Source organism: Bacillus sp. KICET-1, from assembly GCF_027721405.1.
Classification (GTDB): Bacteria; Bacillota; Bacilli; order Bacillales; family Bacillaceae; genus Bacillus; species Bacillus velezensis.
Genome location: NZ_CP113515.1, coordinates 438,072 through 462,371 on the forward strand (window position 1 = coordinate 438,072; position 24,300 = coordinate 462,371).

Annotated in this window: 25 protein-coding genes; 3 read left to right on the forward strand and 22 right to left on the reverse strand. The window is 48.8% G+C overall.

The features are described from left to right. Positions 1-214: 214 nt before the first annotated feature. Both OVA33_RS02290 and OVA33_RS02295 read right to left on the reverse strand, forming a co-directional pair. Positions 215-2,401, reverse strand: a complete 2,187-nt coding sequence (locus tag OVA33_RS02290) for a DNA topoisomerase III (protein WP_003156261.1) — start codon at positions 2,399-2,401, stop codon at positions 215-217. Positions 2,402-2,464: 63 nt separating this feature from the next. Then, complete coding sequence (locus OVA33_RS02295) at positions 2,465-2,899, reverse strand: transcriptional regulator LrpC (protein WP_007410180.1); 435 nt, start codon at positions 2,897-2,899, stop codon at positions 2,465-2,467. Between the two features lie 176 nt (positions 2,900-3,075). Between OVA33_RS02295 and OVA33_RS02300 the strand changes: the two genes are divergently transcribed. Then, on the forward strand, positions 3,076-3,366 hold the full coding sequence (locus tag OVA33_RS02300; protein WP_063636977.1) for a DUF3817 domain-containing protein: 291 nt from the start codon (positions 3,076-3,078) through the stop codon (positions 3,364-3,366). A 37-nt stretch (positions 3,367-3,403) separates the two neighbouring features. Here OVA33_RS02300 and OVA33_RS02305 read toward each other — a convergent pair whose 3' ends face one another. The 9 genes from OVA33_RS02305 to OVA33_RS02345 form a co-directional block, all read right to left on the reverse strand. Then, complete coding sequence (locus OVA33_RS02305) at positions 3,404-4,213, reverse strand: lipid II flippase Amj (protein WP_014416933.1); 810 nt, start codon at positions 4,211-4,213, stop codon at positions 3,404-3,406. Between the two features lie 497 nt (positions 4,214-4,710). Beyond that, positions 4,711-5,133, reverse strand: a complete 423-nt coding sequence (locus tag OVA33_RS02310) for a pyridoxamine 5'-phosphate oxidase family protein (protein ID WP_003156270.1) — start codon at positions 5,131-5,133, stop codon at positions 4,711-4,713. Between the two features lie 6 nt (positions 5,134-5,139). Then, entirely contained in the window at positions 5,140-5,763 is a 624-nt protein-coding gene (locus OVA33_RS02315) for a GNAT family N-acetyltransferase (RefSeq protein WP_038456983.1), read from the reverse strand. Between the two features lie 86 nt (positions 5,764-5,849). After that, a complete protein-coding gene (locus tag OVA33_RS02320) occupies positions 5,850-6,353 on the reverse strand; it encodes a D-lyxose/D-mannose family sugar isomerase (protein WP_014304360.1) in 504 nt (167 codons plus the stop codon). Between the two features lie 12 nt (positions 6,354-6,365). After that, complete coding sequence (locus OVA33_RS02325) at positions 6,366-7,226, reverse strand: SDR family oxidoreductase (RefSeq protein ID WP_063636978.1); 861 nt, start codon at positions 7,224-7,226, stop codon at positions 6,366-6,368. A 158-nt stretch (positions 7,227-7,384) separates the two neighbouring features. Next, entirely contained in the window at positions 7,385-8,899 is a 1,515-nt protein-coding gene (locus OVA33_RS02330) for a class I adenylate-forming enzyme family protein (RefSeq protein WP_063636979.1), read from the reverse strand. 222 nt (positions 8,900-9,121) lie between these two features. After that, a complete protein-coding gene (locus OVA33_RS02335) occupies positions 9,122-11,206 on the reverse strand; it encodes a BglG family transcription antiterminator (protein ID WP_063636980.1) in 2,085 nt (694 codons plus the stop codon). A gap of 299 nt (positions 11,207-11,505) precedes the next feature. Continuing rightward, positions 11,506-12,408: an aldo/keto reductase gene (locus OVA33_RS02340; RefSeq protein WP_063636981.1), complete on the reverse strand. Its 903-nt coding sequence runs from the start codon at positions 12,406-12,408 to the stop codon at positions 11,506-11,508. 113 nt (positions 12,409-12,521) lie between these two features. Next, positions 12,522-14,525 carry a penicillin-binding transpeptidase domain-containing protein gene (locus OVA33_RS02345; RefSeq protein WP_017419254.1) on the reverse strand — a complete coding sequence of 668 codons (2,004 nt, stop codon included), beginning with the start codon at positions 14,523-14,525 and terminating at the stop codon, positions 12,522-12,524. Between the two features lie 156 nt (positions 14,526-14,681). Between OVA33_RS02345 and OVA33_RS02350 the strand changes: the two genes are divergently transcribed. Then, a complete protein-coding gene (locus tag OVA33_RS02350; RefSeq protein WP_017419255.1) occupies positions 14,682-15,002 on the forward strand; it encodes an antibiotic biosynthesis monooxygenase family protein in 321 nt (106 codons plus the stop codon). On the opposite strand, the gene OVA33_RS02355 is transcribed toward OVA33_RS02350, so the two are convergent. From OVA33_RS02355 to OVA33_RS02395, 9 genes are all read right to left on the reverse strand, one after another. Continuing rightward, positions 14,973-15,188, reverse strand: a complete 216-nt coding sequence (locus OVA33_RS02355; RefSeq protein WP_369719110.1) for a YczI family protein — start codon at positions 15,186-15,188, stop codon at positions 14,973-14,975. The two genes, OVA33_RS02350 and OVA33_RS02355, sit on opposite strands and share 30 nt — an antisense overlap. Before the next feature lie 194 nt (positions 15,189-15,382). Further along, a complete protein-coding gene (locus OVA33_RS02360) occupies positions 15,383-16,024 on the reverse strand; it encodes a GDSL-type esterase/lipase family protein (protein ID WP_017419256.1) in 642 nt (213 codons plus the stop codon). Positions 16,025-16,088: 64 nt separating this feature from the next. Further along, positions 16,089-16,838, reverse strand: coding sequence for an IclR family transcriptional regulator (locus tag OVA33_RS02365; protein WP_063636982.1), 750 nt, complete (start codon positions 16,836-16,838; stop codon positions 16,089-16,091). A 17-nt stretch (positions 16,839-16,855) separates the two neighbouring features. Next, complete coding sequence (locus OVA33_RS02370) at positions 16,856-17,863, reverse strand: 5-oxoprolinase subunit C family protein (protein WP_117364005.1); 1,008 nt, start codon at positions 17,861-17,863, stop codon at positions 16,856-16,858. Positions 17,864-17,865: 2 nt separating this feature from the next. After that, complete coding sequence (gene pxpB, locus OVA33_RS02375) at positions 17,866-18,597, reverse strand: 5-oxoprolinase subunit PxpB (RefSeq protein ID WP_021495106.1); 732 nt, start codon at positions 18,595-18,597, stop codon at positions 17,866-17,868. Between the two features lie 29 nt (positions 18,598-18,626). Beyond that, positions 18,627-19,421: a putative hydro-lyase gene (locus OVA33_RS02380; protein WP_025649988.1), complete on the reverse strand. Its 795-nt coding sequence runs from the start codon at positions 19,419-19,421 to the stop codon at positions 18,627-18,629. Positions 19,422-19,425: 4 nt separating this feature from the next. After that, positions 19,426-20,640, reverse strand: coding sequence for an NRAMP family divalent metal transporter (locus tag OVA33_RS02385; RefSeq protein ID WP_017419260.1), 1,215 nt, complete (start codon positions 20,638-20,640; stop codon positions 19,426-19,428). A gap of 22 nt (positions 20,641-20,662) precedes the next feature. Beyond that, positions 20,663-21,427 (reverse strand): 5-oxoprolinase subunit PxpA, encoded by a 765-nt coding sequence (locus tag OVA33_RS02390; RefSeq protein WP_007609444.1) that lies wholly within the window; start codon positions 21,425-21,427, stop codon positions 20,663-20,665. Between the two features lie 206 nt (positions 21,428-21,633). Further along, entirely contained in the window at positions 21,634-22,383 is a 750-nt protein-coding gene (locus OVA33_RS02395) for a Cof-type HAD-IIB family hydrolase (RefSeq protein ID WP_003156292.1), read from the reverse strand. 127 nt (positions 22,384-22,510) lie between these two features. Between OVA33_RS02395 and OVA33_RS02400 the strand changes: the two genes are divergently transcribed. Continuing rightward, positions 22,511-22,675 carry a hypothetical protein gene (locus OVA33_RS02400; RefSeq protein WP_003156294.1) on the forward strand — a complete coding sequence of 55 codons (165 nt, stop codon included), beginning with the start codon at positions 22,511-22,513 and terminating at the stop codon, positions 22,673-22,675. A gap of 38 nt (positions 22,676-22,713) precedes the next feature. Here the strand turns inward: OVA33_RS02400 and OVA33_RS02405 are convergent, their stop codons facing one another. Continuing rightward, the gene (locus OVA33_RS02405; protein WP_063636984.1) at positions 22,714-23,109 is read right to left on the reverse strand and encodes a 3-hydroxyacyl-ACP dehydratase FabZ family protein; all 396 of its coding nucleotides are present in this window, start codon (positions 23,107-23,109) and stop codon (positions 22,714-22,716) included. Between the two features lie 69 nt (positions 23,110-23,178). Beyond that, positions 23,179-24,300: a mannitol-1-phosphate 5-dehydrogenase gene (locus OVA33_RS02410; protein WP_063636985.1), complete on the reverse strand. Its 1,122-nt coding sequence runs from the start codon at positions 24,298-24,300 to the stop codon at positions 23,179-23,181.

The following is a 24,300-nucleotide window of genomic DNA, read 5'->3' on the forward strand; positions in this document are numbered from 1 at the left end:
CAAATCCTTTTTTAGACCCATATCTTATTTTTTCACAAAGTATTTTTACTATATAGGAAACGATAAAAGAATACTAGCATTTTTTCACATTGGGAAATTTTAAATGGGAGCACCGCCTGCTCACCTTTTCCCTCTTCACATGGATCGTATTCCCATTACAGTAAAAAACACAACAAAAGACAGCATTTCGTTACAAATGCTGCCTTTCTCTGATTTATTTATCCAGGCCGAGTTTTTTCAGCTGTTCTGCCAGCGCGTTGTTCATCGGCTCCTCTTTGTTTTGGCTTTTCATATAAGAGTTGATGTCCCGCTTGGATGCGCGTCCGGATTTATCTTTCGCCTTGCGCTTTTCAAAGACGGACAGTTTCTCCCGGTGGCCGCATACACATGCGAAGGTTTGGCCTTCACCCTGGCCGCGAAGCTCCATTTTCTTATGACAGTTCGGACAGCGGGCGTTTGTTTTTCTTGCCAGCGTTTTCCGGCTGCCGCACTCACGATCCTGACATACGAGCATCGTGCCGCGTTTGCCGTTGACTTTAAGCATCATTTTGCCGCAATCAGGGCAGGCGGTGCCTGAAATGTTGTCATGTCTGAAAGTTTGGCTGCTGTTTTTGATTTCCTTCACCGTTTTGCCCGCATATGTTTTCATGTCTTTAATGAACACGGCGGATTTCAGTTTGCCCGCTGCGATGGCGGAGAGCTTTTGCTCCCACTCAGCGGTTAAGGCCGGCGATTTTAAATCTTCCGGGACGAGCTGTAAGAGCTGCTTCCCTTTTGACGTAATGAAAATATCTTTTTCTTTTTTCTCGATTAAGAAACTGTTGAACAGTTTTTCAATGATATCAGCGCGGGTGGCGACTGTTCCGAGTCCGCCGGTTTCACCCAATGTTTTCACTAGGTTCTTCTCTTCTCCCTGCATAAAGGCGCTTGGGTTCTCCATTGCGGATAACAGCGTGCCTTCATTAAAGCGCGCCGGCGGTTTCGTCTGTCCGCTCGTTTCTTTCAATGATGAGACAGTGAGGCGCTGACCCTGCTGAAGATCCGGGAGCGTCTGGTCTTTGTCTTCCTCATGATCGTCGTCATCCTCGTACATATCATACACGGCTTTCCAGCCAGGCGATTGAACCGTTTTCCCTTTTGCGGTAAATGTTTCGCCGCCGATATCGGCTGTAACCTTTGTTTCTTCGTATTCGAACGCCGGCATTAACACGGCGAGAAAACGTTTGGCAATCAGATCGTAAAGTTTTCGTTCTTTGTCGCTGAGGCTTGAAAGGATCAGCGGCTCCTCTGTCGGAATGATGGCATGGTGATCCGATACTTTCGCATCATTGACGAATCCTTTATGCGCTTTGACGCCCCGCTTCAGTATTTGATTGACGTACTGTGCGTACGGCTTAACTTCCATGCCGTTTAAACGGTCTTTTAAAGTCGGCACGATGTCTGCGGAAAGGAATCTGGAATCTGTCCGCGGGTAAGTGACAAGCTTATGCTGTTCATACAGCTTTTGAAGCACGGACAGCGTCTCTTTTGCGGAGAAACCGAAGCGCTTATGAGCGTCCCGCTGCAATTCCGTCAAGTCGTAAAGACCGGGAGCGAAGCTTTTCTTCGCCGTTTTTTTCAATTCTGAAATGACTGCCGGCTTTCCTTGCAGATCTTTTGCCAAACGGCCGGTCACCGTCTGATCGAATGTTCTTGTCTGCTTTGTTTTTTTATCCTGCCATGTCAGCGTCATCTGATCAGCCGCCGCGCGGAGACCGTAATAAGGAACGGGTTTGAACGCCTGAATATCCGCTTCACGCTTGGCGATCATCGCCAGTGTCGGAGTCTGGACGCGTCCGCATGACAGCTGCGCGTTAAATTTCGTCGTCAGGGCGCGGGTCGCATTGATGCCGACGATCCAATCCGCTTCCGCTCTGGCAACCGCGGAATGATACAGGTTTTCGTACTCTTTGCCGCTGCGGAGCTTCTGGAATCCTTCTTTAATCGCCTTATCTGTCACAGAAGAAATCCACAGCCGCTTAATCGGTTTGCGGACGTTTGCCTTTTCGATAATCCAGCGGGCCACAAGCTCCCCTTCCCGTCCTGCGTCTGTAGCGATTACGATCTGGCTGACGTCTTTCCGGACAAGCTGAGCTTTGACCGCATTGAACTGTTTTCCTGTTTTTTTAATGACGACGAGCTTTAAAGGCTCAGGAATAATCGGCAGATCCTCAAGCCGCCATGATTGAAATTCTTTGCCGTATCCTTCAGGGTCAGCGAGCGTTACCAGATGTCCGAGCGCCCATGTGACGATGTAGCGGTCGCCTTCAAGATATCCGTTTCCTTTTTTATGACACTTCAGCACGCGGGCCAAGTCCCGGCCGACTGAAGGTTTTTCAGCTAATACAACTGTTTTTGACATGCTTTTCACTTCTCTTTCTTTCACAATCATCCTGTTATTATAACAGACTTCCTCACGCTCTCTCTAATCGAGGACGTTTTTTGTGTCAATTTCTGAGAAAATGACGTGGGTCACGGTTTGGGCATACGGAGAGGTGCGGTTAATGAAGTGTTCGATCGTTTCCAGGCTGTCCGCGTTCATCTTCAGCATATAACACGCCGCGCCGGCGACCCGAAAACAAAATTCAATGTTGGGAATGGATTGAATGTAGGTTTTGAATTGATCGTATTTTCCGTTTTTTACCGTCGCTTCGACAATGCAGGAAACGGGAAGTCCGATCTTTTTTTGATCAATGTCCAATGTATAGCGTTTAATAACGCCGAAGGATTCAAGCTGTCTGACACGCTCTGTGACGGACGGGGCTGACAATTTGATTTTTCTGCCAAGCTCCCGCATGGACAGGCGGCTGTCCCGCTGCAGCTCTTTAATGATGCTCAGATCCACATTATCTAGTTTCATGACTGTAGTCCTTCCTTACCCTTTTGGCTATATTATCAAGAGAAATCCGAAAAATGACAAGAACAACAGGCTGAATTAATGAAGGTTTTTTTAGGAACAGACGCGAAATGGTCATATTAGGACTGCCCTTTGCTTATAGTATAGAGGAAAAAAGATGTCCGACAGGAGGGAGCTGTATGTTACACACGCCGATCGGCAGACTTCGCACGATGGGGTTTATTGAAGGAATGTCGCTTTTGGTGCTGCTGTTTATCGCAATGCCGCTGAAGTATTGGGCTCATCATCCGCTCGCCGTCACCATTGCCGGTTCCATTCACTGCGGTTTGTTTATCATTTATCTGGCGGTGCTGGCGTATGCGGCGTTCACTGTCAAATGGCATGTGAAATGGTCAGCCGCCGGTTTTATCGCGGCCTTTATTCCGTTCGGTAATTTTATTTATGATCGCGGCCTGAGACATTATCAATAAAAAGGCTCCTCTGCAGAAGAGGAGCTTTTTTCATGCGTTACATCCATTTCGTCACCCAGGCGATATAATAAGCGCCGGGGATGAATACGAGCTGAGCGAGAAGCGTGCCCGCGACCCTTGATGTGACCATCGTCAATGATGTCCATTTTAAGGAGACGTAGCTGCGCTTGCCCTTCGCCACATCGTCTGCCAGTACGGAAACTTTCGGATCAACAAACACAGCCAACAGCATAGTCGCAACTCCGTTGATTAAGCCTGATGCCATCACGGCCGTCGTGCTGTGCTCAGGCGCCAGAAGGCCGGCGTACAGAGCGGACAGAACACCGATCGTGTAAATAGACGTAATGACCATATTAATGACAAACAAGCGTTTCGGGATCATTCGGAATTGAAGCCCCTTTAAATAGGAGACTGACGGCAGTCTGATATAAGAACGCGCATGCTTCAGCCCGTTCAGTGAAAATCCTTTTTTAAATACCTGCATAACGGAGCCTCCTCCGTCCGCCAAGTGTATAATCGCCCTGGTGAATAACGCGACGAATGTCGGCAAAAGACAGATGCCGAGTATCGTTCCGACCGTGGAGCCGAATATTAAAAATCGAAACTGGGCGCCCACAAGAGACAGGGCGTTTGATCCGGCGGCATCAATCAGATGTCCGGTAAACGGCTGCTGAACCATGTTTGACATGCGCGACACGATGACCATGACATTAAATAATGACAGCGCGGACGCGATAAAACCGACTCTCGCGCCGGAAAGGCGTGTTGCATAGGCAAGCGTTTCAATCGAATGTATCAGCAGCAGAAAACAGAAGATAAACAGTACTTGTGAAGTAATAACGTGCAATGTATGATTCCTCCAAATCTTTTCTACTGATTAGACTCTGCAGACTGCGGCGAGGTTTCGGCCGGTTACATAAAAAAACCGCCCGGATGCCCGGCGCGGTTTTGTCTTATTCTTTTCTTACGCAAATAAATAATATATGGTTGCCCGCCTTAGCCCGCGGGTGATTCGTATTAACAGTTCCGATAGAATCATTCTTCGAAAGTAAACACCATGGAAGTTCTTGAACACAAGACAACGAAAGCCCTACCTCTCAATCGTCACTGCGGCTCCGAAGCCGCGCCGGTGTGAATTGTAAAACAAAAAGTCTTTTTTCCATCTCTTCGTTAGGGGCGAATGTCAGAAGGAAAAGAATAAGCTCAGCTTTTTTTCAAGCTGTCCGTTGAAGCCTGAAGCTTCTATATCAAAACAGAAAAAAGAAGTTTACTTTCTTTTTTATTTGCATGTTGTCACTTAGCAATTAAGTATAACAGATTGCCCCTGAATGATCAAATGATTTATTAAAGTTCCAGCTCGGCCGGCGTTTTTTCACCCGCGTTCATGAGCTTGATCTGCTTCGGTTCAATTTCAAGAATCACCAGGTTCGGATCGTCTTTTCCGTCAAACCAGCGTTCCAGTTTCGGATCCCACAGCTTTTCTTTTAAATCGGCTGAGTTGTTCAGTTTGGCGGTTCCGGCCACTTCCACATAAGCGTCACCGAATCCTTCGCAGTCATACCCTAACAGAATATGAACATTCGGATTGTTTTCAATTTCTTCCGCTTTATGAGTGTCTTTGCTCGTCGGCGTGTAAATCGTTAAGCCGTCATGGAAAAATGTCATGTAGCGTGAATGCGGTTTGCCTTGCTCTACCGTCGCAAGCGAACCGACTTTATGATGATCCAGTACTTCAAGCACTTTTTCTTTGATTTCATTTTGATTCATGAAGAATCACTCCTTTTTAACGTCTCCGCTGTTACTTTTCCACATTGGGGAGACATTTAAACCAAGAAATGTGCTCTTCTGCCGATCTTCGCTCCATTCCCGCTTCAGCATGCTGTAGTTCACCGTGTCATGATAGGCGCCCTGTACGAAAATGCCTTCTCTCGTCAGTCCTTCTTTCTGAAATCCGAGCCGTTCCGCCACCGCCCTGCTTTTCGTGTTTTTTTCAGCCGCGCTGATCATGATGCGGTTCAGCCCGAGGTCCTGAAATGCATGGGTGATGACCGCCCGGCAGCTTGCGGTGATAATGCCGAATCCTTCATGCTCTCGATCCAGCCAGTAGCCGATCTCTGCTTTTTGATTGACTGGATCGGCATTATGGATGCTGATCATGCCGCAAAACCGGCCCTTCACAAAAATTCCGGCGTCAAACCCATTCTCTTCCGCGTATTTATAGCGCCATTCAGGGATGATCACATCTCGGTACGTATCAATATCAGCCAGTTCTTCCGCCCAGCTGAGCCATTCGCTGAGATGGTTTTGATTTCGCTTCATAACAGAATACAATTCGTCCGTATCTTCTTTGGCAAGCAATCTGATCGTCAGATGTTCCCGGATTTGACAGGAAAACACGACCGCACCTTCTTTCCTTTATTAGCCATTATACAGGTAAATTCATTTTTTTCCATACAAAAAAGATGAGGCGTGCAGCCTCATCCTTAAATGCGCGGGTCGGTGAAAACATCGTGATCATCCGTGCTTGTCGATGACATTTCCGTAACGACCGCCCCTTCTTCTCCCGCTTGAAACCAATGCTTCGTATCCGGCGGAATGGTGTATTGTCCGCCTGGCTCAAGCACAATCTCATGCCAGACGGTGTAGTATTCCTTGTCTTCTTCCGGCGGGAGGACGCTTGGGTTCTCTGTCTTTTCGCCTTCCACGTAGAGATACACCTTCCCCCAGCGACAGCGGAATGTCTCTTGTTTTCCCTTCTCGCCGCCGACCGGCGGATGGCGGTGTTCCGGACACGTCTGGCGCGGGAAGAGCACCAATTCTTTCGAACAGTAGCGGTCGGTATTCACGTAAATAAACAGCTGAAGCCCGGTTTCCTCAAGCTTGCCTAGACCGTAATCCATGATTTGAATGTCTTCGACTTCATCATCAGTCAGAACGATTCCCGCTTTTTGATAGTATGCATTCACGTCATGCTTCGATATCGTCATCGGTCTGCCTCCTTATGTGGTCACAAATCTGCCGCCGTTGACATGCAGCGTCTGTCCGGTCATATAAGAGGATTCGTCTGAGGCCAAGAGCACATAGCATCCGACATGCTCAACAGGCTGGCCTGCCCGGCCCATCGGCGTATCCTGACCGAAGGAAGCGACCGTTTCTTCTGAGAATGTCGCCGGGATAAGCGGTGTCCAGATCGGCCCCGGCGCCACGGCGTTGACACGGATACCATCGTTGACGAGCGCTTGCGCCATGGATCTCGTAAAACCGTTAATCGCGCCTTTCGTAGCCGTGTAGTCAATCAGCTGCGGATTGCCTGTGTAAGGATTAATGGATGTCGTATTGATGATCGCGCTGCCCGGCTTCATGTAATCAATCGCTTTTTTAGTCAAATAAAATTGTGAGTAAAAGTTTGTCTTAAAGGTTCTGTGAAGCTGCTCGCTTGTGATGTCTTTAATGCTTTCTTTCGGATGCTGTTCCGCGGCGTTATTCACGAGAATATCAAGACGCCCGAATTCTTCAACCGTTTTTTCAACGGCTTCATTGCAAAAGTCTTCCTCACCGACATCGCCGGGGATTAACAGACATTTTACGCCTTCTTCTTCCACTCGTTTTTTTGTATCTTCCGCATCATCGTGTTCATCAAAATAGACGATCGCGACATTTGCGCCTTCCTTCGCGTAAGCAACCGCAACGGCGCGTCCGATACCGCTGTCGCCCCCTGTGATGAGCGCGGTTTTTCCTTTTAATTTGTCAGCGCCTTTATATTGTTTGTATTCGTAAACAGGCGCCGGATTCATTTCGCTTTCAATGCCCGGCTGGCGGTTTTGTGATTCCGCCGGGAATTCCTTCGGATAGTTTTCCATGTCAAGTTCCTCCTTCTGGTTCGTTGTCATATTTCTTGTCTACCTCTGCTGTCTTCCGGATAAACATGATTGAGACAGTTCAAAACGTTTTCGGAGAAAAATGTTTCACATGGAACGCAAGAAAAAAACCCGGCTGGCAGCCGGGTTTTTGTTCTCTATTATGAACGTACCGCTTGTTTGCGGAGCACGTCTTTTCTCACTTTTCCAAGGTTGTTTTTCGGAAGTTCGCTGACGAACTCAATGTCCGGAATTTTAAAGGCAGCAAGACGTTCTTGCAGGAATCGGGTCACTTCTTCTTCTGTCAGGTCTTCTCTGCCGTTTGTCACGATGAACGCTTTCGGCTTTTCGCCGTAAAGCGGATCAGGGATACCGACAACCGCTGTTTCGAGAATTCCCGGCACTTGCTGAATGACTTCTTCAATCTGGTCGGGATAAATATTATCGCCGCCGTAGATGATGACATCTTTATAACGTCCGGTGATAAAGATAAATCCGTCTTCATCCACATAGCCGGAATCGCCGGTATGGAACCAGCCGTCTTTCAGCACTTTTCGTGTCGCTTCTTCGTTACCTTCGTAGCCTTTGAATAAAAACGGACTTTTCACAGCGACTTCTCCGATTGAACCTTGCGGAAGGAATTCACCTGTTTCCGGATCTACAACGCGGACGTCCACTTCTTCCATCGGTTTACCCGCGGAAGCGGCTTTATCCATTCCCATTTGCGGATTCCAAGAGCTGATGCCCCACGCTTCCGTGCTTCCATATCCATGCATGAGCGGAATGCCGATGTCAAGATAATGCTGAATCAGACTGCTTGGCACCTTTGTTCCTCCCGTCATCATATAAACGATAGAAGACATGTCAGTCTGATGCGTTTCCCATGCTTTCAGCAGGTATGTGAAATAGACTGGCAGCGCCATGATGGTTTGTATTTTTTCTTTTTCGATGAGCTTCAAGTTTTCCACAGGGTCCTGATTGTCTGTCATAATGAATGTCGTTCCGCTCATCGTGCCGACCATCTGGCAGATAATCGCGCTCGTATGGTAATTCGGATGGCATGCTAAGAAGCGGACATGCTGCATTCTCCCCGTGTAAGCCAATGTCGCGTTTACGTAGTTGTATATACCGCCGTGAGTGATCATGCAGCGTTTCGGATTGCCGGTTGTACCTGAGGTAAACATCAGCAATGCCGTATCGTTTTCAGACACCGTTTCGACATCCGGTGTATCACCGGAGCCTGTCAATAAAGCGTCAAACTCAGGCGTTGTCTCCGCAGCTGTTCCTGTCTCGACCTTCAGTTTAAGAGAAGATACCAGCGCAGGAAGAACTTCTTCCATAATCTCTTTAAATTCAGTGCCGAAAAAGACAGCTTTCGGTTCACAGGCTGCTAAAATGCCTTTCATTTCGTAAGGTGTTAATTGCCAGCTGACCGGCACAACCACCGCGCCGATTTCGAGTGCCGCAAACATGACAATGGATGCCGCGTGGCCGTTTTTGCAAAGCATCGCCACTCTGTCGCCTTTTTTTATTCCTTTATCAAGAAGCGCTTGTGCAAGCTGGTTGATTCGTTTTCGATATTCCGCGTAGGTCAGGGTATACGCACCGCTTTTTACAGCTTCGATCTCTTCGCTATTTGAAATGTCATGCAGAATCAGATGCTGTAATGTCTCCATATTTTCATCTCCCATAATGATAAATCACAAAAAAACTCTGTCAGATTTTCTTTCTCACGCAACCCATTTTAAACCAAAAAATATAACTTGTAAAACTATTTTGTTTTAGAACTATTCCATCGGTGAATGATACAATAGTCCCGTGTTTTTAGTTTCTTCCCTTCCCCTTACCCTCATACATGCATAAAAAAACACACCCCACATGAGGTGTGCGCTTCCTGTTTACCGCTGTCCTTTCTCCCGAATGAAATGATAAAACAGCTTGTTTAAACGTTTGTATAAATCGGCCTCATCCTCAGTCTGGAAGGCTTTTATACTGTCTTCGGACTCGATGATGGCCGAACTGACCGCACTTAGTATTTCCGACCCTTCAGCAGGCATATCAGCCGGCGCCATCATCACCAAAGCGCGGCCGACGGTCAGGGAATTTCCGTCCATGCCTTTGACACTGCATGGAGCTGTCAAATCATAAATTTTGAAAAAAGGCGTGACAATTTCTTCATTTTTGAGATGGTACAGGGCCATCGCCGTTCCCGGAATGCCGAGTCCGCCCTGTCGTTCACGCTCTGCAAGGCGCTGTGCAGTTTGTTTGGCATTACGGACAAATCCTTCTTGCTCCAGCATGTCAAACATACGGTTCAAAAACAGCTCATACGCCGTGTTTGACTCAATGGATTTGACCGAAAAGTTCCGCAGCACGCTTTGGATAACCGCCGCATAATGTGCCATACGGCCGGCCGCTTCCAGCATATCAGGCGTCTCCGGCTGCTTCTCTTCTCTTTTACCGTTTCTTTTTTTGTCAAGAATCAGCGGAATTTTTCTTTTGATGTACTGCTTCACCTGATCAGCGTCTTCTTCGTTTAAAAGCGGACTGACCATGACGTAATCAATGTTTCCATACGGGATCGGAACGGTGGATACGATCATGTCATACGCGGTGATGTCTCGGTCCTTCAGTTCGATGAGGGAAGACATATCAAAGGAACGGATTTCCGGAAGCTCTTTTTTCAGCCTGGATGCGAGCATTTTGGACGACCCGATGCCGCTAGAACAGACGATCAGCGCTTTGATCTTCGCTTCTTCCCGTTTGATTTCCAGAGCGGAGCCGAAGTGAAGAACGATGAAAGCGATCTCATCATCAGAGAAAAGAAGCCCCGGAAAGAATTTTTCCATTCCTTCTTCTACGGCCATGTACAGCAGAAAGTAGTCGCGTTTAATTTGCTCGGTCATCGGGTTGTACATGTCGATATTTTCTTTTACCCGGTTGATCGCAGGCTCCAGATGGGCGATTAAACCGTCGTATAAAGAACCGTTTTCCGTCAGATCAATTTTGATTTTTTCAGAAATGAAGCCGATCAGCTGCTTCGTTTGCAAGGCCGTTTCAACTTCAATGTTTTCCGGTTTGAATTCCGTTTTGTATTGGCGGTTGGCGCTCCGCAAATGAATGGTGATATAACCGATCTCAGCTTCCGGAATTGAAACGCCGAACGCTTTTTCAAGCTCTTTTGCCATTTCCAGCGCAGAGCCGTACTCCTTCGTCTGCTGCAGCGCTTTTAGTTCCGAAGCCTCCATCGTGATGGTTTCTCCGAGTCTGATCCGGTCCATTGCAAAGGTTAAATGAACCGCAAGCGCCATGTATGAGCTGTCAGATAAGGCGATCGCGATTTTTTCCTTGAGCTGAATCAAGAGCCGGTCCATTTTCAAAAGTTCCGCTTTATTTACGACGCCGAACATTTTTTCAGCATCGTCAGGTTTTCCTTTAATATTGAATTCAACCGCTTCCAAAAAGCTCTGAATATCAAGCCGGTTGACGATGAGATTGCCGACGATTTTCCGTTTCGCATTTTCCGGCCCCGTCAGCTGAATGCCGAAGCCCCTTTTTCGGATCAGCGTCAAGCCGAAGGGCGCAATCCAAGTCTCCAGCTCATCCAGATCATAACTGATTGTCGCGTTTGTCACTTGCAATTCGTTCGCCAGACTGTAGAGCTTGATCGGCTCTTGCGACTCTAATAGAGAACATAGAATTAAAAGTTTCCGCTCCTCAGCGCTGTATTCATGCTGTTCATAGGACAGGTCTGACAGGAGTTTTTGTTTGTCCTCCGGGTTTCCTACCGCTTTCAGTCCTTTGCCGGGCTGTTTATCAAGTGCCAGACCGAATGATTCCATTATCGGTTTGATTGTTTTTAACTCGCGGTGAACGGTTCTTGTGCTGACTTGTAAAGCTTCTGCTAGTTCATGCACTGTCTCGTAACGGTTCTGCAGTAATAGATGTTTCATTAATTTTTGTTCTCTCGCTGTCATATACATGAAACGCGCCTCCAGATTTTCTAGTTGTGAGAAGTATGGCATATGGGGAGTGCTGCCGGGGAAAGTGGTGTAAATTATAATATAAAACGCTTTCAATGATTATTCAACCATTTTCAAATGGCAATTTGGCACTGGGCCGTGTGACAGTATTGAAAAAGAAAAATGTGTCAGATAATATGCCATGACGCTTGTTACTCTTGATCCGCACGGCTATACTTCAAAGTGACCTTACTTGTTTTTAGACATTGCACACCACATAAACAAACGCCCGGAAGATACCTTCCGGGCGTTTGTTCTGTTTATGGAATATCGCAGCCTTGGACACCGGTATAAATCCGGAACCACTGATCATGGCTGAGTTTGTATGCGGATGCACGCACCGCGGCGGAAATGCGGTTCTCTTTTCCGCTGCCGACAATCGGCATGATGTCTGCCGGGTGGGTGAACAGCCATGCGTACATGACTTCGTCAATGGAAGCGGCGCCGATTTCTTCCTGTACGGAACGAAGCGCGGCACGGATTCGGAGGTCCTTATCTGATTGTCCTGTAAAAACGCTCCCGCCCGCAAGCGGTGACCACGCCATCGGCGGAATGCGTTTTTCCTGACAGAAATCCAGCGTGCCGTCATGAATATTTTGCAGCTCGTACGCCGAGATTTCAATTTGGTTTGTGATGAGCGGATCATCCAAATAGGATTCGAGCATTCTGTACTGGTGCGCTTTAAAGTTCGATACCCCGAAATATCTGACCTTGCCCGAGCTTTTCAGCGTGTGAAACGCTTCAGCCACAGCCTCCGGGTCCATAAGCGGGTCCGGTCTGTGAATGAGCAGCACATCCAGATAATCCGTATTCAGATTCAAAAGCGACTGCTCCGCCGACGCTAAGATGTGAGACTTCGACGTATTATAATGATGCGACTTGTTTCCGGGCCGCTCCGGTGATTCAATGACAATCCCGCATTTTGTGACGATTTCGATTCGCTCCCTTATTGAAGGCGAAAGGGACAAAGCGCCGCCGAACAGCTTTTCACACGTATAACCGCCGTATATATCGGCATGGTCGAAGGTGGTGATGCCTTGGCTGATACACCATTCAATCAGATTCAGCAGCTCTCCGTCTGAAACATTCCATTCGTTCAGACGCCAAAGCCCGTGTATCACTCTTGAAAATTCCAGGTCTTCAGCCAATTGAATGCGCTGCATGTGAAATCCCCCTTTTTCTTAGAGCCTCTTGTATCTCTGTTTTCAGGAATTGCCCATGCTGTTTCATTCTGCTTCGGCGGCCGATTTTCCTTTCAGCCCGCAAAAATCGTCATTTAATGATTCTGAAACTGCTTTTTCGCTTTTTCAACGACGTAATGGCTTCCGCCGCGTTTTTTGACGTCTTGAATCATCATCGCGATCAAGAGGTCTTTCTTTTTATAATCGTAACCGACAAACCAGCCGTTTTCTTTGCCGTCTTTATCTTCTTTAGACGTTTTCAGCTCGGCTGTGCCGGTTTTTCCGGCTACGGTAATGCCGCTTACGGCCGGCTGATATGCAGAGCCGCGCGGATCTTCAACGACGCCTCTCAGCCCTTTTGTGATTTCTTCGGCATTGGCTTTCGACACCACTTGCTTATGCCAGATTTGCGGTGTTTTTTCTCCGTCTTTGATCAATGTCGGTTTGACGAGATTTCCGTCTGTTACAAATGCGGTATAGTCAGCCGCTAAGTGCAGAGGAGACATCAGCATCTGCCCCTGGCCGTAGCCCGTATCTCCGAGAAGGATCTCGGAATCAAGCTTGCCGTTAGCGATTGAGGACTTTTCAATCGGAAATTGGTACGGAATCTCTTCATCAAAGCCAAATGTTTTTAATCCTTTTGTAAACGCGTCCGCTCCGGCATCTATGGCATTTTGCGCAAAGTAGATGTTGTCCGATGTGATCAGCGCGTTTTCGAGATCCACTTCATTCAGGCGCTCTGATACGCGTGTGACATGGTAACCGCCCCAGCTCGAATCTTTCTGCCACTCTTTACCGGTGATTTTTTTCTTTTCCGACGCTTTCAATGTGCCGTTTGTCAGGCCGACTGCCGCGGCAATCGGTTTAATCGTTGATCCCGGCGCATAAAGTTTGTTGAATTTCGCTGAAAACGGATTGTTTTTATCTTCATTCAGCTTTTTCCATTCTTTGCCGCTCCAGCCGAAAATAAAGCCGTTCGGGTCATAAGACGGTGCGCTGACGAGCGCGAGGGTCTCTCCCGTTTGCGGTTCGAGGGCGACTGCCGCTCCGCTGTCGTCTTTCATAGAATCATACAGCTTCGTCTGCGTTTTCATGTCAATCGTTACATGAATATCCCGCCCGCTTTCGGCTTTCTTTTCAGCAATGACCTCACCTGTTTGCGGGACGTAAATTTTCCAGCCGGTCGTGCCGCGCAGCTTGTCTTCATATACATTCTCAAGGCCGGCGATGCCGATTTTGGAAGTATCGCTGTATTGGCCGTCTTTCGCTTTTTTCAGCTGCTCCGCTGTGATGGTTTTAATATAGCCGGTCAGATGGGCCGCTTTTTCGCCGTACGGATAGTAGCGGGAGCTGACTTTCGTTTTCGTCACGCCGTCTAATGCGAGCAGGCTTTTGACCTTGCTTTCATCATCCGGTCTGATTTTTTGAATCGGGACATAGGAGTCGTCTTTTACCCAGCCCTGGTTCAGTTTGCTTTTGATATCGTCTTCAGAAAGGTCCAGTTTTTCAGACAGTTTTTTGATCACGCTGTCTTTATCCTTGCCGAGTTTTCCAGGGATAATGCCGATTTCCGGCACCTCGGTATTCACGGCGAGACCTTTTCCGTCTTTGTCGTAAATTTGTCCGCGCTTCGGTTCTTCATTTGCGATCTGCACGGTTTTGTCATCGGAAAGCTGTTTGAAAATAAAAGAAGGATTCCAGTCGATGTTCCATGATTCCCCATCGTCTGTTTTTTCTTTTTTCAGGACGGCCGTGTTTTCAAAAGCGACCTTCCCTGCTTTTGTATCCATGCTGACTTTATAATCGATGTGCTGGAGGTCATCTTTTTTCTTGTCGTCTTCGTCCTGTTTTTCTGCAGTGACTTTCAGATTTTTGACCCCTGCTTGTTCATAAATGGTTTCATATCGTTTTACAAAATCCTTTTTGGATAGTTTTTTCTTTTCATCCTGGGTGAGGCTTTGGTACATCTTATCGTAATGACCGCCGTTCCAGTCTTTTACGAAATCTTTCATTCTGTCTTCGGCCGATTCCGTTTTCGAGCAGCCGATCAAACCTATGATTCCTGCGAGTAAAAGTAATAGGTATAACCCTTTTTTCACTGTCTATTCCCCTGCCTTCCAACTGTTATTTTCTCCTAAACCAAATCAGACTGGCAAGGATTTTTTTCTCATAGTGTTTAAAATTTTTTTGTTTTTCCTGCCGTCACGGGCCATATCCTTATACAATGTATCTATTAAAAAAAGGGGGAATTTCAGATGATCAGAGAAGCAGCCATGCTGTATGTAAAAGAAGGTCTTGAGGGGGAATTCGAAGAGGCATTCCGCCGGGCGGAGCCGATTATCGCGGGCATGAAAGGTTATCTGTCCCATTCCTTGTCCAAATGTATGGAAAAGACGCATAAATATTTGCTGCTTGTGGAATGGGAGACATTGGAAGATCATACAAAAGGCTTTCGCGGATCGCCGGATTATCAGGAATGGAAAGCCTTACTGCACCGTTTTTATTCACCATTTCCCGTTGTGGAGCATTTTGAGGATCTATCAGACTCAGATCGCGTGAAGCGTAAAACCGATTAAGGAGATCGACCATACAAAAACGGCGGTATAGATATTGAATTTCCCGGAACCGTCGTTTTCTTTCCGTTTTTCCTCCAGCCCCTGAATGAACATGACCGCACCGAGAAACACGAGCATAACCGGCTGTATGACAGAGGTATGTTCCGCATACGTAAATGCGGCGGCCGCAAGTATAATAATTAGCATCGCGAGTGACAGTTTTAAGGCGCGCAGCAAAGCAATCCATCCTTTCTGTTATCATTTTTTGAACACAATTCTATTTCTGTCTTTATCCCCCATTATTCTAGCGTATTTTTTGCGCGGATAGAACGAAAGTCGGACAATTTTAAGTTTGTTTTAAGGAGCACGAAAAGCGCGCTCCCGATGAAAAGGAGCGCGCGTTATGAGCGGGCGAGGCTTCCGTATCCGAGCGCCCGCAGGACGCATGCCATGACTTCATATCCCTTGCTGTTGGGGTGTACGCGGTCATGAGAGAGATATTCATTCATTTTTCCTTTGAAAGCGCTGTGGACGTCGGCGATTTTGACGTGCGGCGCCGATGCGAGTGTGCTGAGGTGCGCATTATAAGAGGATATCCATTTTTCTGCAATGGAGATTCCCGGGAAAGGATTGTATAAATTAAAGACGCGGATCTCATAAGGAGACGGGTGCGGCCCTTTTAAGGCAGCGATCTTGGCTATCATCTTTTCAAAGTTCTCATGGCAGTGACTGGACACGCTGGTGAACACCGAAGCGTCCGATGTTTGCTGATATGCCTGAACCGAATCGATCAAATCGTTGCCGCAGCCTGTAATCGTAATCATATCAGCAGCCTGAATCCGCCTCTGAATGTACGGCAAGGACATAAGCCCGAGAATTTCTCCCGTCTCAAGGCCTGATTTGGCAAAGATGGATACGTCAGTTCTTGTCTGTAAATCTTCTGCCAGCATACGCCCGAACCGCTGGACAAAACCGGCGGAAAACGGCCCGGCCCCCCTCCCCGTCGTCAAAGAATCCCCCAGCGCCGTATAAACAAGTCCCATTTACTTTCCTCCACTCGTTACTATCGATATTGTAATGTACGCGAGTGAAGAAAAATTGGCTCGGTCAATAACCCAATTTCTCAGAAATATGCTGTGCTGCGTTTTTGACCTTTTCGGTTAAATATGGCAGCCTGTCCTCTGAAAACCGGGCTTCGAAGCCGGCGATGCTGATTCCGGCAGCCACCTTACCTTCGTGATTGAAAATCGGCGCTCCGATCGCCGCCGTGTAATCTTCTAATTCCGAATAGCTGATCGTATACCCTGATTGCAAGGATCTTTCAATGGATTGAAGAAGTTCAGCCCGATCCGTCATCGTGCCTGAGGCGATTGCGGCAAGCTTTGTCTTCTGAATGTATGTGTCAATCTCCTCTTTTGGCAGAAACGATAGAATGCTTCTGGCGCACGCTCCCGCGTACAGCGGCGACCGGCGGCCGATCGCCGTATACAGGCGGACGGTTTGGGTGCCTTCAATTTTTTCGACGTAAATGGCTTCATCCCCGTCCCTCATGATCAGCTGAACGGCCTCATCCACTTCGCTGCACAGCTCTTCCATAATCGGTTTGGCTATTTTCCTGATATCCAGACGTTCAGAGACGAGCTGGCCGAATTGTAAAAAGATCAGACCAAGCTGATAACGGCCGTCCGCCGCCCGGGTGAGAAACCCTGTTTCCTCCAGTGAGCTTGCCATCCGGTGAACCGAAGTCTTCGGCATTTCCGATAGAGAAACCAGCTCATTTAAGCTCAGGCTCGGTTCAGTCAGAAACAAATGAAGCAGTTCCATTGATTTGATGACGGTTTTGTTTTTGTTTTCCATGGTCTTTAGCCCCTTTGTCAGATCAGCCATTCCATTTTGAGCCTTGCTTTCAGCTCCTTCAGCTGCTGTTCCTTCTCCAAAAGCAGCATTTCCGCTTCCTCCAGCGAAACGGGCCGGAACGTAATGTGTTCCCCCGGCATCGTTTGGGCGACGAGAGGAAGATCGGCGGATATGATATGCGCCATCCGCGGATAGCCCCCCGTCGTCTGTCTGTCAGCCAGCAGAATAATCGGATTGCCGTCCGGCGGCACCTGCACCGTTCCGAACGTCACGGCCTCAGATACCATTTCCAGCGACTCCCGCAATTCAAGCGGAGCGCCCTTCAGCCGGTAGCCCATTCGGTCGGATTGAGGCGTGACCGTATATGACTCTTGATAAAAACGTAATTTTGCTTCTTCTGTAAAAGCGTGAAATTGAGCGCCTTCAAGCACTCGTATGACCGGATTTTTTTTCAGCGGCAGAAATCCTCTGCTGCTGACAGACCAATCAGGCGCTGAGAAACCATGCTGTCCGAAAGAATCGCTCAGACGGTCCGCGATTGATTCCGAACATGGCGTCATACGGCCGAGCGGCAGCTCATCATCTTTTTGCAGCGCTCTTCCGCAAAAGCCGCCGATCCCCGCTCTGACATACGTGCTTTTGCTTTCCATGACGGCGGGCACGTCAAATCCCCCCGCGACGGCGAGATATGCGCGGCTCCCCATCTTGCACGGCCCGAATGAGACGACGCTGTTTTCCTTTATCAAAACCGGTTTCCACAGAGGGGCGGGCTCCCCATTAATATGAAAGGCGAAATCAGCTCCCGTAACGGCAATAACCGCGGGTTCTGAGAACTCAAAGGAAGGCCCTGGCCCCATGAGCGTAACTTCAAGCCCCGCCTCTTTTTCTTGATTTCCGGCAAGAAGATTGGCGATGCGCAGAGAGATCGTATCCATTGCGCCGCTTCCCAATACACCGTATTTCTGATATCCCGTCCGTCCCGTGTCCTGAACCGTCGTCAAGAGACCGGGTTTTACCACTTTCATACTCATTCGGCTCCCTCCTTGATGCGGCTGTACTCCTCTGCTGTGATCCGGACGAATTTCACCGTATCGCCCGCTCTCAAAAGACTCGGCGGATGTTCTTCCGGCCTGAAAAGCCGGAGCGGGGTGCTGCCGATCAGCTGCCAGCCGCCGGGAGTGGATATCGGATACACACCGGTCTGCATTCCCGCGATTCCTACTGAACCGGCCGGGATGGACGGCCTTGGCGACGCCTTTCTCGGCGCTCTGATCCGCTCAGACATTCCTCCTAAAAACGGAAATCCCGGCGCAAATCCGAGCATATAAACGAGATATTCGCCTTCAGTATGAATGCGGATGACGTCTTCCGGGGTCAGATCGTTCATCTCAGCGACCTCTTCTAAATCGGGACCGAAATCACCGCCGTAGCAAACGGGGATTTCCATCACCCGGCGCTCTTCCTGGCGGTCGGTCATTATATGACTGAGACGTTCTGTCACTTCTTTCTTGACCAGGGCAAAAGGAGAGACGCCTTTTTTTATGTTTGAGACGGCATACATATCATAAAAGATCGTTAAGCTTGTGAATGCCGGAATACATTCAACGAAGCCCGGAAACGGCCGTTCTTCCATACAGGCTGCCGCCGCATGCACCCGGCTGTTGACCTCTTCGCTGATGTGCCCGCCAAAGCGGATGATAACGGCGGAATCACCGTACGGCTGTATATCAAGCGCTGTATTTCCGCTATACTGCATCATTGTCATCACCTCGTTGTATTCTTTCTCACTTACAGGACAGCAAGCGATTCATTTCGTATATCGGTGATCAGCATGTGCCCCGGTGAATGTGTTATTACGATGTCAGGCTTTGCTTCCATGATCACCGCCTGGGGTGTAACGCCGCAAGCCCAGAATACGGGAACTTCACCTTCCCGCACCGTTACGGCATCTCCGAAATCCGGCTGATGCAAATCGCTGATACCGATGCTTTGCGGATTTCCGATGCGGACGGGGGCGCCGTGCACGGCGGGAAAACGTGACGTGACCTGCGCCGCGCGGACTGCAAGCCTTTCCGGAATCGGTCTCATGCTGACGACCATCTTTCCCGAAAACGGGCCCGCCGGAACACAGTCAATGTCTGTTTTATACATGGGGACATTCACACCCTCATCGATGTGCCTGATTGGAATGTGCTGATTGATAAGGGCTTGCTCGAATGAAAAACTGCAGCCGATCAAAAACCCGACATCATCATCCTTCCAATACGGCGTAATATCCGTTACCTCTTCAGTAAGCACGCCATGCCGATAAATCCTGTATTTCGGCAAGTCCGTCCGGATATCAGCTCCCGGCGCCGCTATTGCCGGAACGGGTGAACCCGCATCCGTCACGTCAAGCACCGGACAAGGCTTTTGATTGCGCTGGCAGAATAAGAGAAAATCAAAGGCAAGATCCTTTTGCAAAACGACGAGATTGGCTTGTGCGTAAGAAGCGGCCACCCCCGCCGTCGGCCCGGTCATCTGCCCCTTCCTGATCAGCTGTCTGATTTCTTCGGGGCTCATGTCTCTCATATGTTTTTTCATATCATCAGCTCCATAGCTGCGGCATCTGCGTGAATAATGTATAGATGCCCATAACCGCCATGACAACCACTACGATCGCCCCTGCAATCGTGAGCCAGATCGGATGCTTGTAATCGCCGACGATTTTTTTCTTATAAGCGCCCAACAGAATCATCGCTAATGCAAGCGGCAGAATTAAGCCGTTAAGCGAACCGACCGCGACCAGAATTTTGGCAGGCTGGCCGATCGTGACAAAAATAAGAGTGGATACGATGATAAAGCCGATAATTACGCCATGTGAGTGCTTTTCGATTTTTGCCGAAAACGATTTGAAGAATGACACCGATGTATAGGCGGCGCCGATGACAGACGTGATAGCGGCAGACCACATGATGACGCCGAAAATTTTATAGCCTACATTTCCCGCCGCAAGCCGGAATACAGAAGCCGCGGGATTATCAGGATCAATGCTCAGGCCCTTTGAGACGACGCCGAGCACGGCGAGAAACAGGGCAATCCGCATAATCGATGTAATCAGAACGCCTGTGATGGAGCTTTTCGTGACCTGAGGAATGACTTCCTTCCCTTGGATGCCTGAATCAAGCAAACGGTGGCCGCCGGCAAATGTAATGTATCCGCCGACTGTGCCGCCGACAAGCGTCACGATCGCCAGCACACTGATATGATCAGGCATAAAAGTTTTCACAACGGCGTGTCCGACCGGCGGAGCCGTCGTTACGGCAACATACACCGTCAATACGATCATGACGATGCCGGCGATCTGCATAAAACGATCCATGACTTTTCCGGCTTCCTTTATGACAAAAATCAGCACCGCGACCGCTGCGCTGATTAAAGCGCCGATCTCCGGTTTGATCCCGAATAATACTTGAAGACCGAGACCCGCGCCGCCGATGTTTCCGATATTAAACGCAAGTCCGCCGAGCACGACCAGAAAAGCAATGGCATAACCGGCGCCCGGAAGCACCATATTGGCAATCTCTTGGCCGCGCTTTCCGGAAACCGCGATAATCCGCCATACATTGGTTTGCGCGAAAATGTCCAAAATAATAGAAATTAAAATGATAAAGCCGAAGCTTGCCGCCAATGTATTGGTAAACGTGGCCGTTTGCGTCAGAAAGCCGGGCCCGATTGATGATGTCGCCATCAAAAATGTCGCGCCTAAAAGAAGCGACCATCTGCCGGAAGCCTTTCCGGCTGTTTTTTTCTTTTGCTCCATGCTGTCTTCCTCCCTCTGCTGCTCAGTCTTTTGCAAGCGCGCTGATTTGAATGTCTGCCGCTTTTAATTCTTTTTTGATTGTTTTTGCGAATGTGAGGGCGTGGGCTCCGTCTCCGTGAATGCAGACCGTGTCCGCTTTCAGGCTTACAGCTTGTCCCTTACGTGATGTCACCGTGCTGTCTTTCACCATTTGAATTACTTGACCGACCGCTTTTTTGTCATCCTGAATCAGCGCATCCGGCTCTGAACGCGGCGTCAGCGTGCCGTCTTCCTGATAGGTGCGGTCCGCAAACACTTCGCTTGCCGTCCTCAGTCCGATTCGATCTCCCGCTTTAATCAGCTCGCTTCCGGAAAGCCCGAAAAGAATAAGCCCGGGATCAAAATGACAGACCGCCTGAGCGATGGCTTCTGACAGGCCGGGATTGACGGCGGCCATATTATATAAAGCGCCGTGCGGCTTCACATGCTGCATCTCGACACCTTCTGCTTTTAAAAACCCTGACAGCGCGCCGATTTGGTACAGCGTCAGATCATACGCTTCCTCGGGTGTAATCGCGATCTGCCGCCGCCCGAATCCCTGCAGATCGAACAGCCCGGGATGAGCGCCGATTTTCACGCCTTTTTCCGCCGCAAGCGCAACCGTTTTGCGCATCACGCTGGGATCACCCGCATGAAAGCCGCAGGCGATGTTTGCAGATGTCACATAGTCCAAAATCTCTTCATCCAGCCCGATTTTATAAGCACCGAAACTCTCTCCTAAATCACAATTGATGTCAATCTGAAACATAAGATCCCTCCTGTATTGTAAACGTTTTATATTATTATCATTCCGCTATTCGGAATGACTATTCCGAATTGTTGGATTTCTCTTCATTATATTTAATTCTGACAGGTTTGAACATCCTTTTGTCAGAAAACCTACCATGGACCTAGTCACAAATCTGACAAAACAAAAAAGAGAGAGCCTCATACTGAGACTCTCTCTTTTTTCTATTATAACACCCAGTGGCGGATCGCTTTGGCGACCCCGTTTTCCGTGTTGACATCAGTCACCCAGTCGGCTGTTTCTTTCACAATGTCCTGCGCATTCCCCATGGCGACGCCGACACCCGCTTTTTCAATCATGGCAATGTCATTCAGACTGTCACCCATGGCCATCACATTTTCCATCGTGAAGCCGAGTTTTTCCGATACCTTCGCCAGCGCAGCCGCTTTGTTGATACCGAGGGCATTGACTTCGATGTTGATCGGACTGGAGTTTGTGATCTCGAGCTCCTTGTATTCCTTGAGCTCTTTCAGCACCTCATTCCGCACTTCGTCATCCTCGATTTCGAATCCGAACTTGAGCCACTGATGATCCGTAATCGTTTCCGGGAATTCCCCTCTCCACACTCTATCGACGGTAGAGGCCCAGAAATTCGTGTTGTGCTTATTCCTCAGATCCCATAATTTTTGAATATGATCGGTATGGAGAAGCTTGCGCTCAACCAGCTCAAAGTTGGAATCCCAGATTTCGCTGCCGTTTGCCGTGATTAAAAAGGATGACAGCTCGAGAGACTCAGCCAGTTCGCGGCAGGTCATCAGCGTGCGTCCTGTGCTGATGACGACGTGAATTCCTTTCGCCTCCGCTTCCTTGATCGCCCGCCGGTTTTCCTCCGGGATGAGCTGCTCGTCATTGAGCAGAGTTCCGTCCATATCAATCGCGATCAGTTTAATATCTGCGTCTTCTCTTTGTATCGGCATATATGTACCTCACTTTTTATAATGTAGTCGTCTCTATTTTAATACATATGACCCACAGGAACAAAAAACCGCTTCCTGCGTTTGGCGGGGAGAACGTTGAGGAAAAGAAATACTGAGGTGATGGAGGATGAAAGAAAGAAAACAAAAGAACAAACCGAATGAAAATCCTGAACATCATGATTTAACCGATCCGATTCCGCTGGAAGAGCTGAAAGAGAACGCCAATGACGAAAAACACAAACATGACCAAAGGGACAATTCACAAAGTGAAAGAGATTATGATACAAAATAACAGACTTGTCCGAAAGCCGCCGCTGGAGGCGGCTTTTTTTACGATGGCTGGATAAATATGCTGAGCTCCGCTTCCGCCACAGGCTTCCCGGCAACGGACGCTTTCGCCCGGCCGAACACAAAACCGCGTCTGATTCGCGTGACCTCAAAAAAAAGATCCAGACGGTCTCCCGGCAAAGCGGCACCTAACCTTTCCGCTTTCTTCACCGCGGATAAGAGACCGAGGCCGTCACCGCCGGTAATTCCCGCGCAAGCCGCCGTTTGGGCCATTGCTTCAACGACGAGCGAAAATGGCATCTCTTTTTGGGATTCAGTTATAAACCAGTCATTTTCACTGATGTTTTTGTAAGCACCCGCCCATTTTCCGGCTTCACTGTTCGTCGTGCCGTCAATCAAAAGAAACGGAAAACGATGGGGCAATAGCTTCTGATTCATCACGCAGCCTCCCTTCCCTCTCATTATAACGCAAGAAAAAACCCGCGTCCCCCCGACGCGGGTTCATTTTTATTGATTGAGCTTTTTGAGCACGATGCCATGCAGCGGTTCATGCGGCTGAATACCGCAAATGTCTTGAAGAACGCCGCTCGTGCCTTTTTCCGCGATAAGCTTTTGCAGCTCAACCGCTTCCGGATCATCCTGATAGTCAAAGCGCAGGGCGGCGGCGATACCTTCCGCCAGCGCGTTCGGTTCTTTTATTTTTTTGGCCGGCCCTACTAATCTGTCATTCGCTCCGAGTTTTCTGAGCGGTGATCTGGCGACTCTTGTCACATCATCCGTGATGTATTCATTTTCAAAGCGGCCGATGATTTTTTTCATGTACTGCTCATGTTCGGATTGCTTAAAGCCGTACGCTTTCACCAAGTACTCGCCCGTTTCTGAAAGTGCATCGTACACGACACGCCGGATTTCCGGATGGCCGATGGCCTCTTTGACGGTTTTTAATCCGCGCTGATAGCCGACATACGCCGTGACGGCATGCCCGGTATTGACGGTAAACAGCTTTCTCTCAATGAAAGGCGTAAGATCATCCGTAAACAACGCGCCTTTAAGTACCGGCTGATCGCCGGCAAAGCCGGTTCTGTCTATGACCCATTCAAAAAACGGTTCTACGGATACTTTCAGCGGATCTTCATGGTGCTGAATCGGCACGATCCGATCTACCGCAGAATCCGGGAAGCCGACTGTCCGGTTCACGAGTTCCCGCTCCGCTTCCGTCAAATGTCCGAAAACTTCTTTTTTCAGAAAACTGCTGCCGCCGATCATATTTTCACAGGCAATGATATTGAGAGGCTCAGAGGACGTTCTGCGCTTCAGACCTTCCGCGATGGACGGGGCGATGAGTCTGAGAACGTTCGGGCCCACCGCCGTCGTAATGATCGCCGCTTCATTGATCAGCCCGTACAGCTCTTGTTCTTGCACCGCGCTGTTGATGGCTGAAACGGGGCCGATGATTTCTGTCTGCCTGCCGCCGTCGGCAAGCTCCACGGTATATTCCTTCTTTTCATTGAGAAGGCTGACCATCGTTTCATTCACATCAGCGAAAACTACGTCATAGCCGGAATGATGGAGCAAAGCGCCGATAAAGCCCCGCCCGATGTTTCCCGCTCCGAAATGAAGGGCAATCAT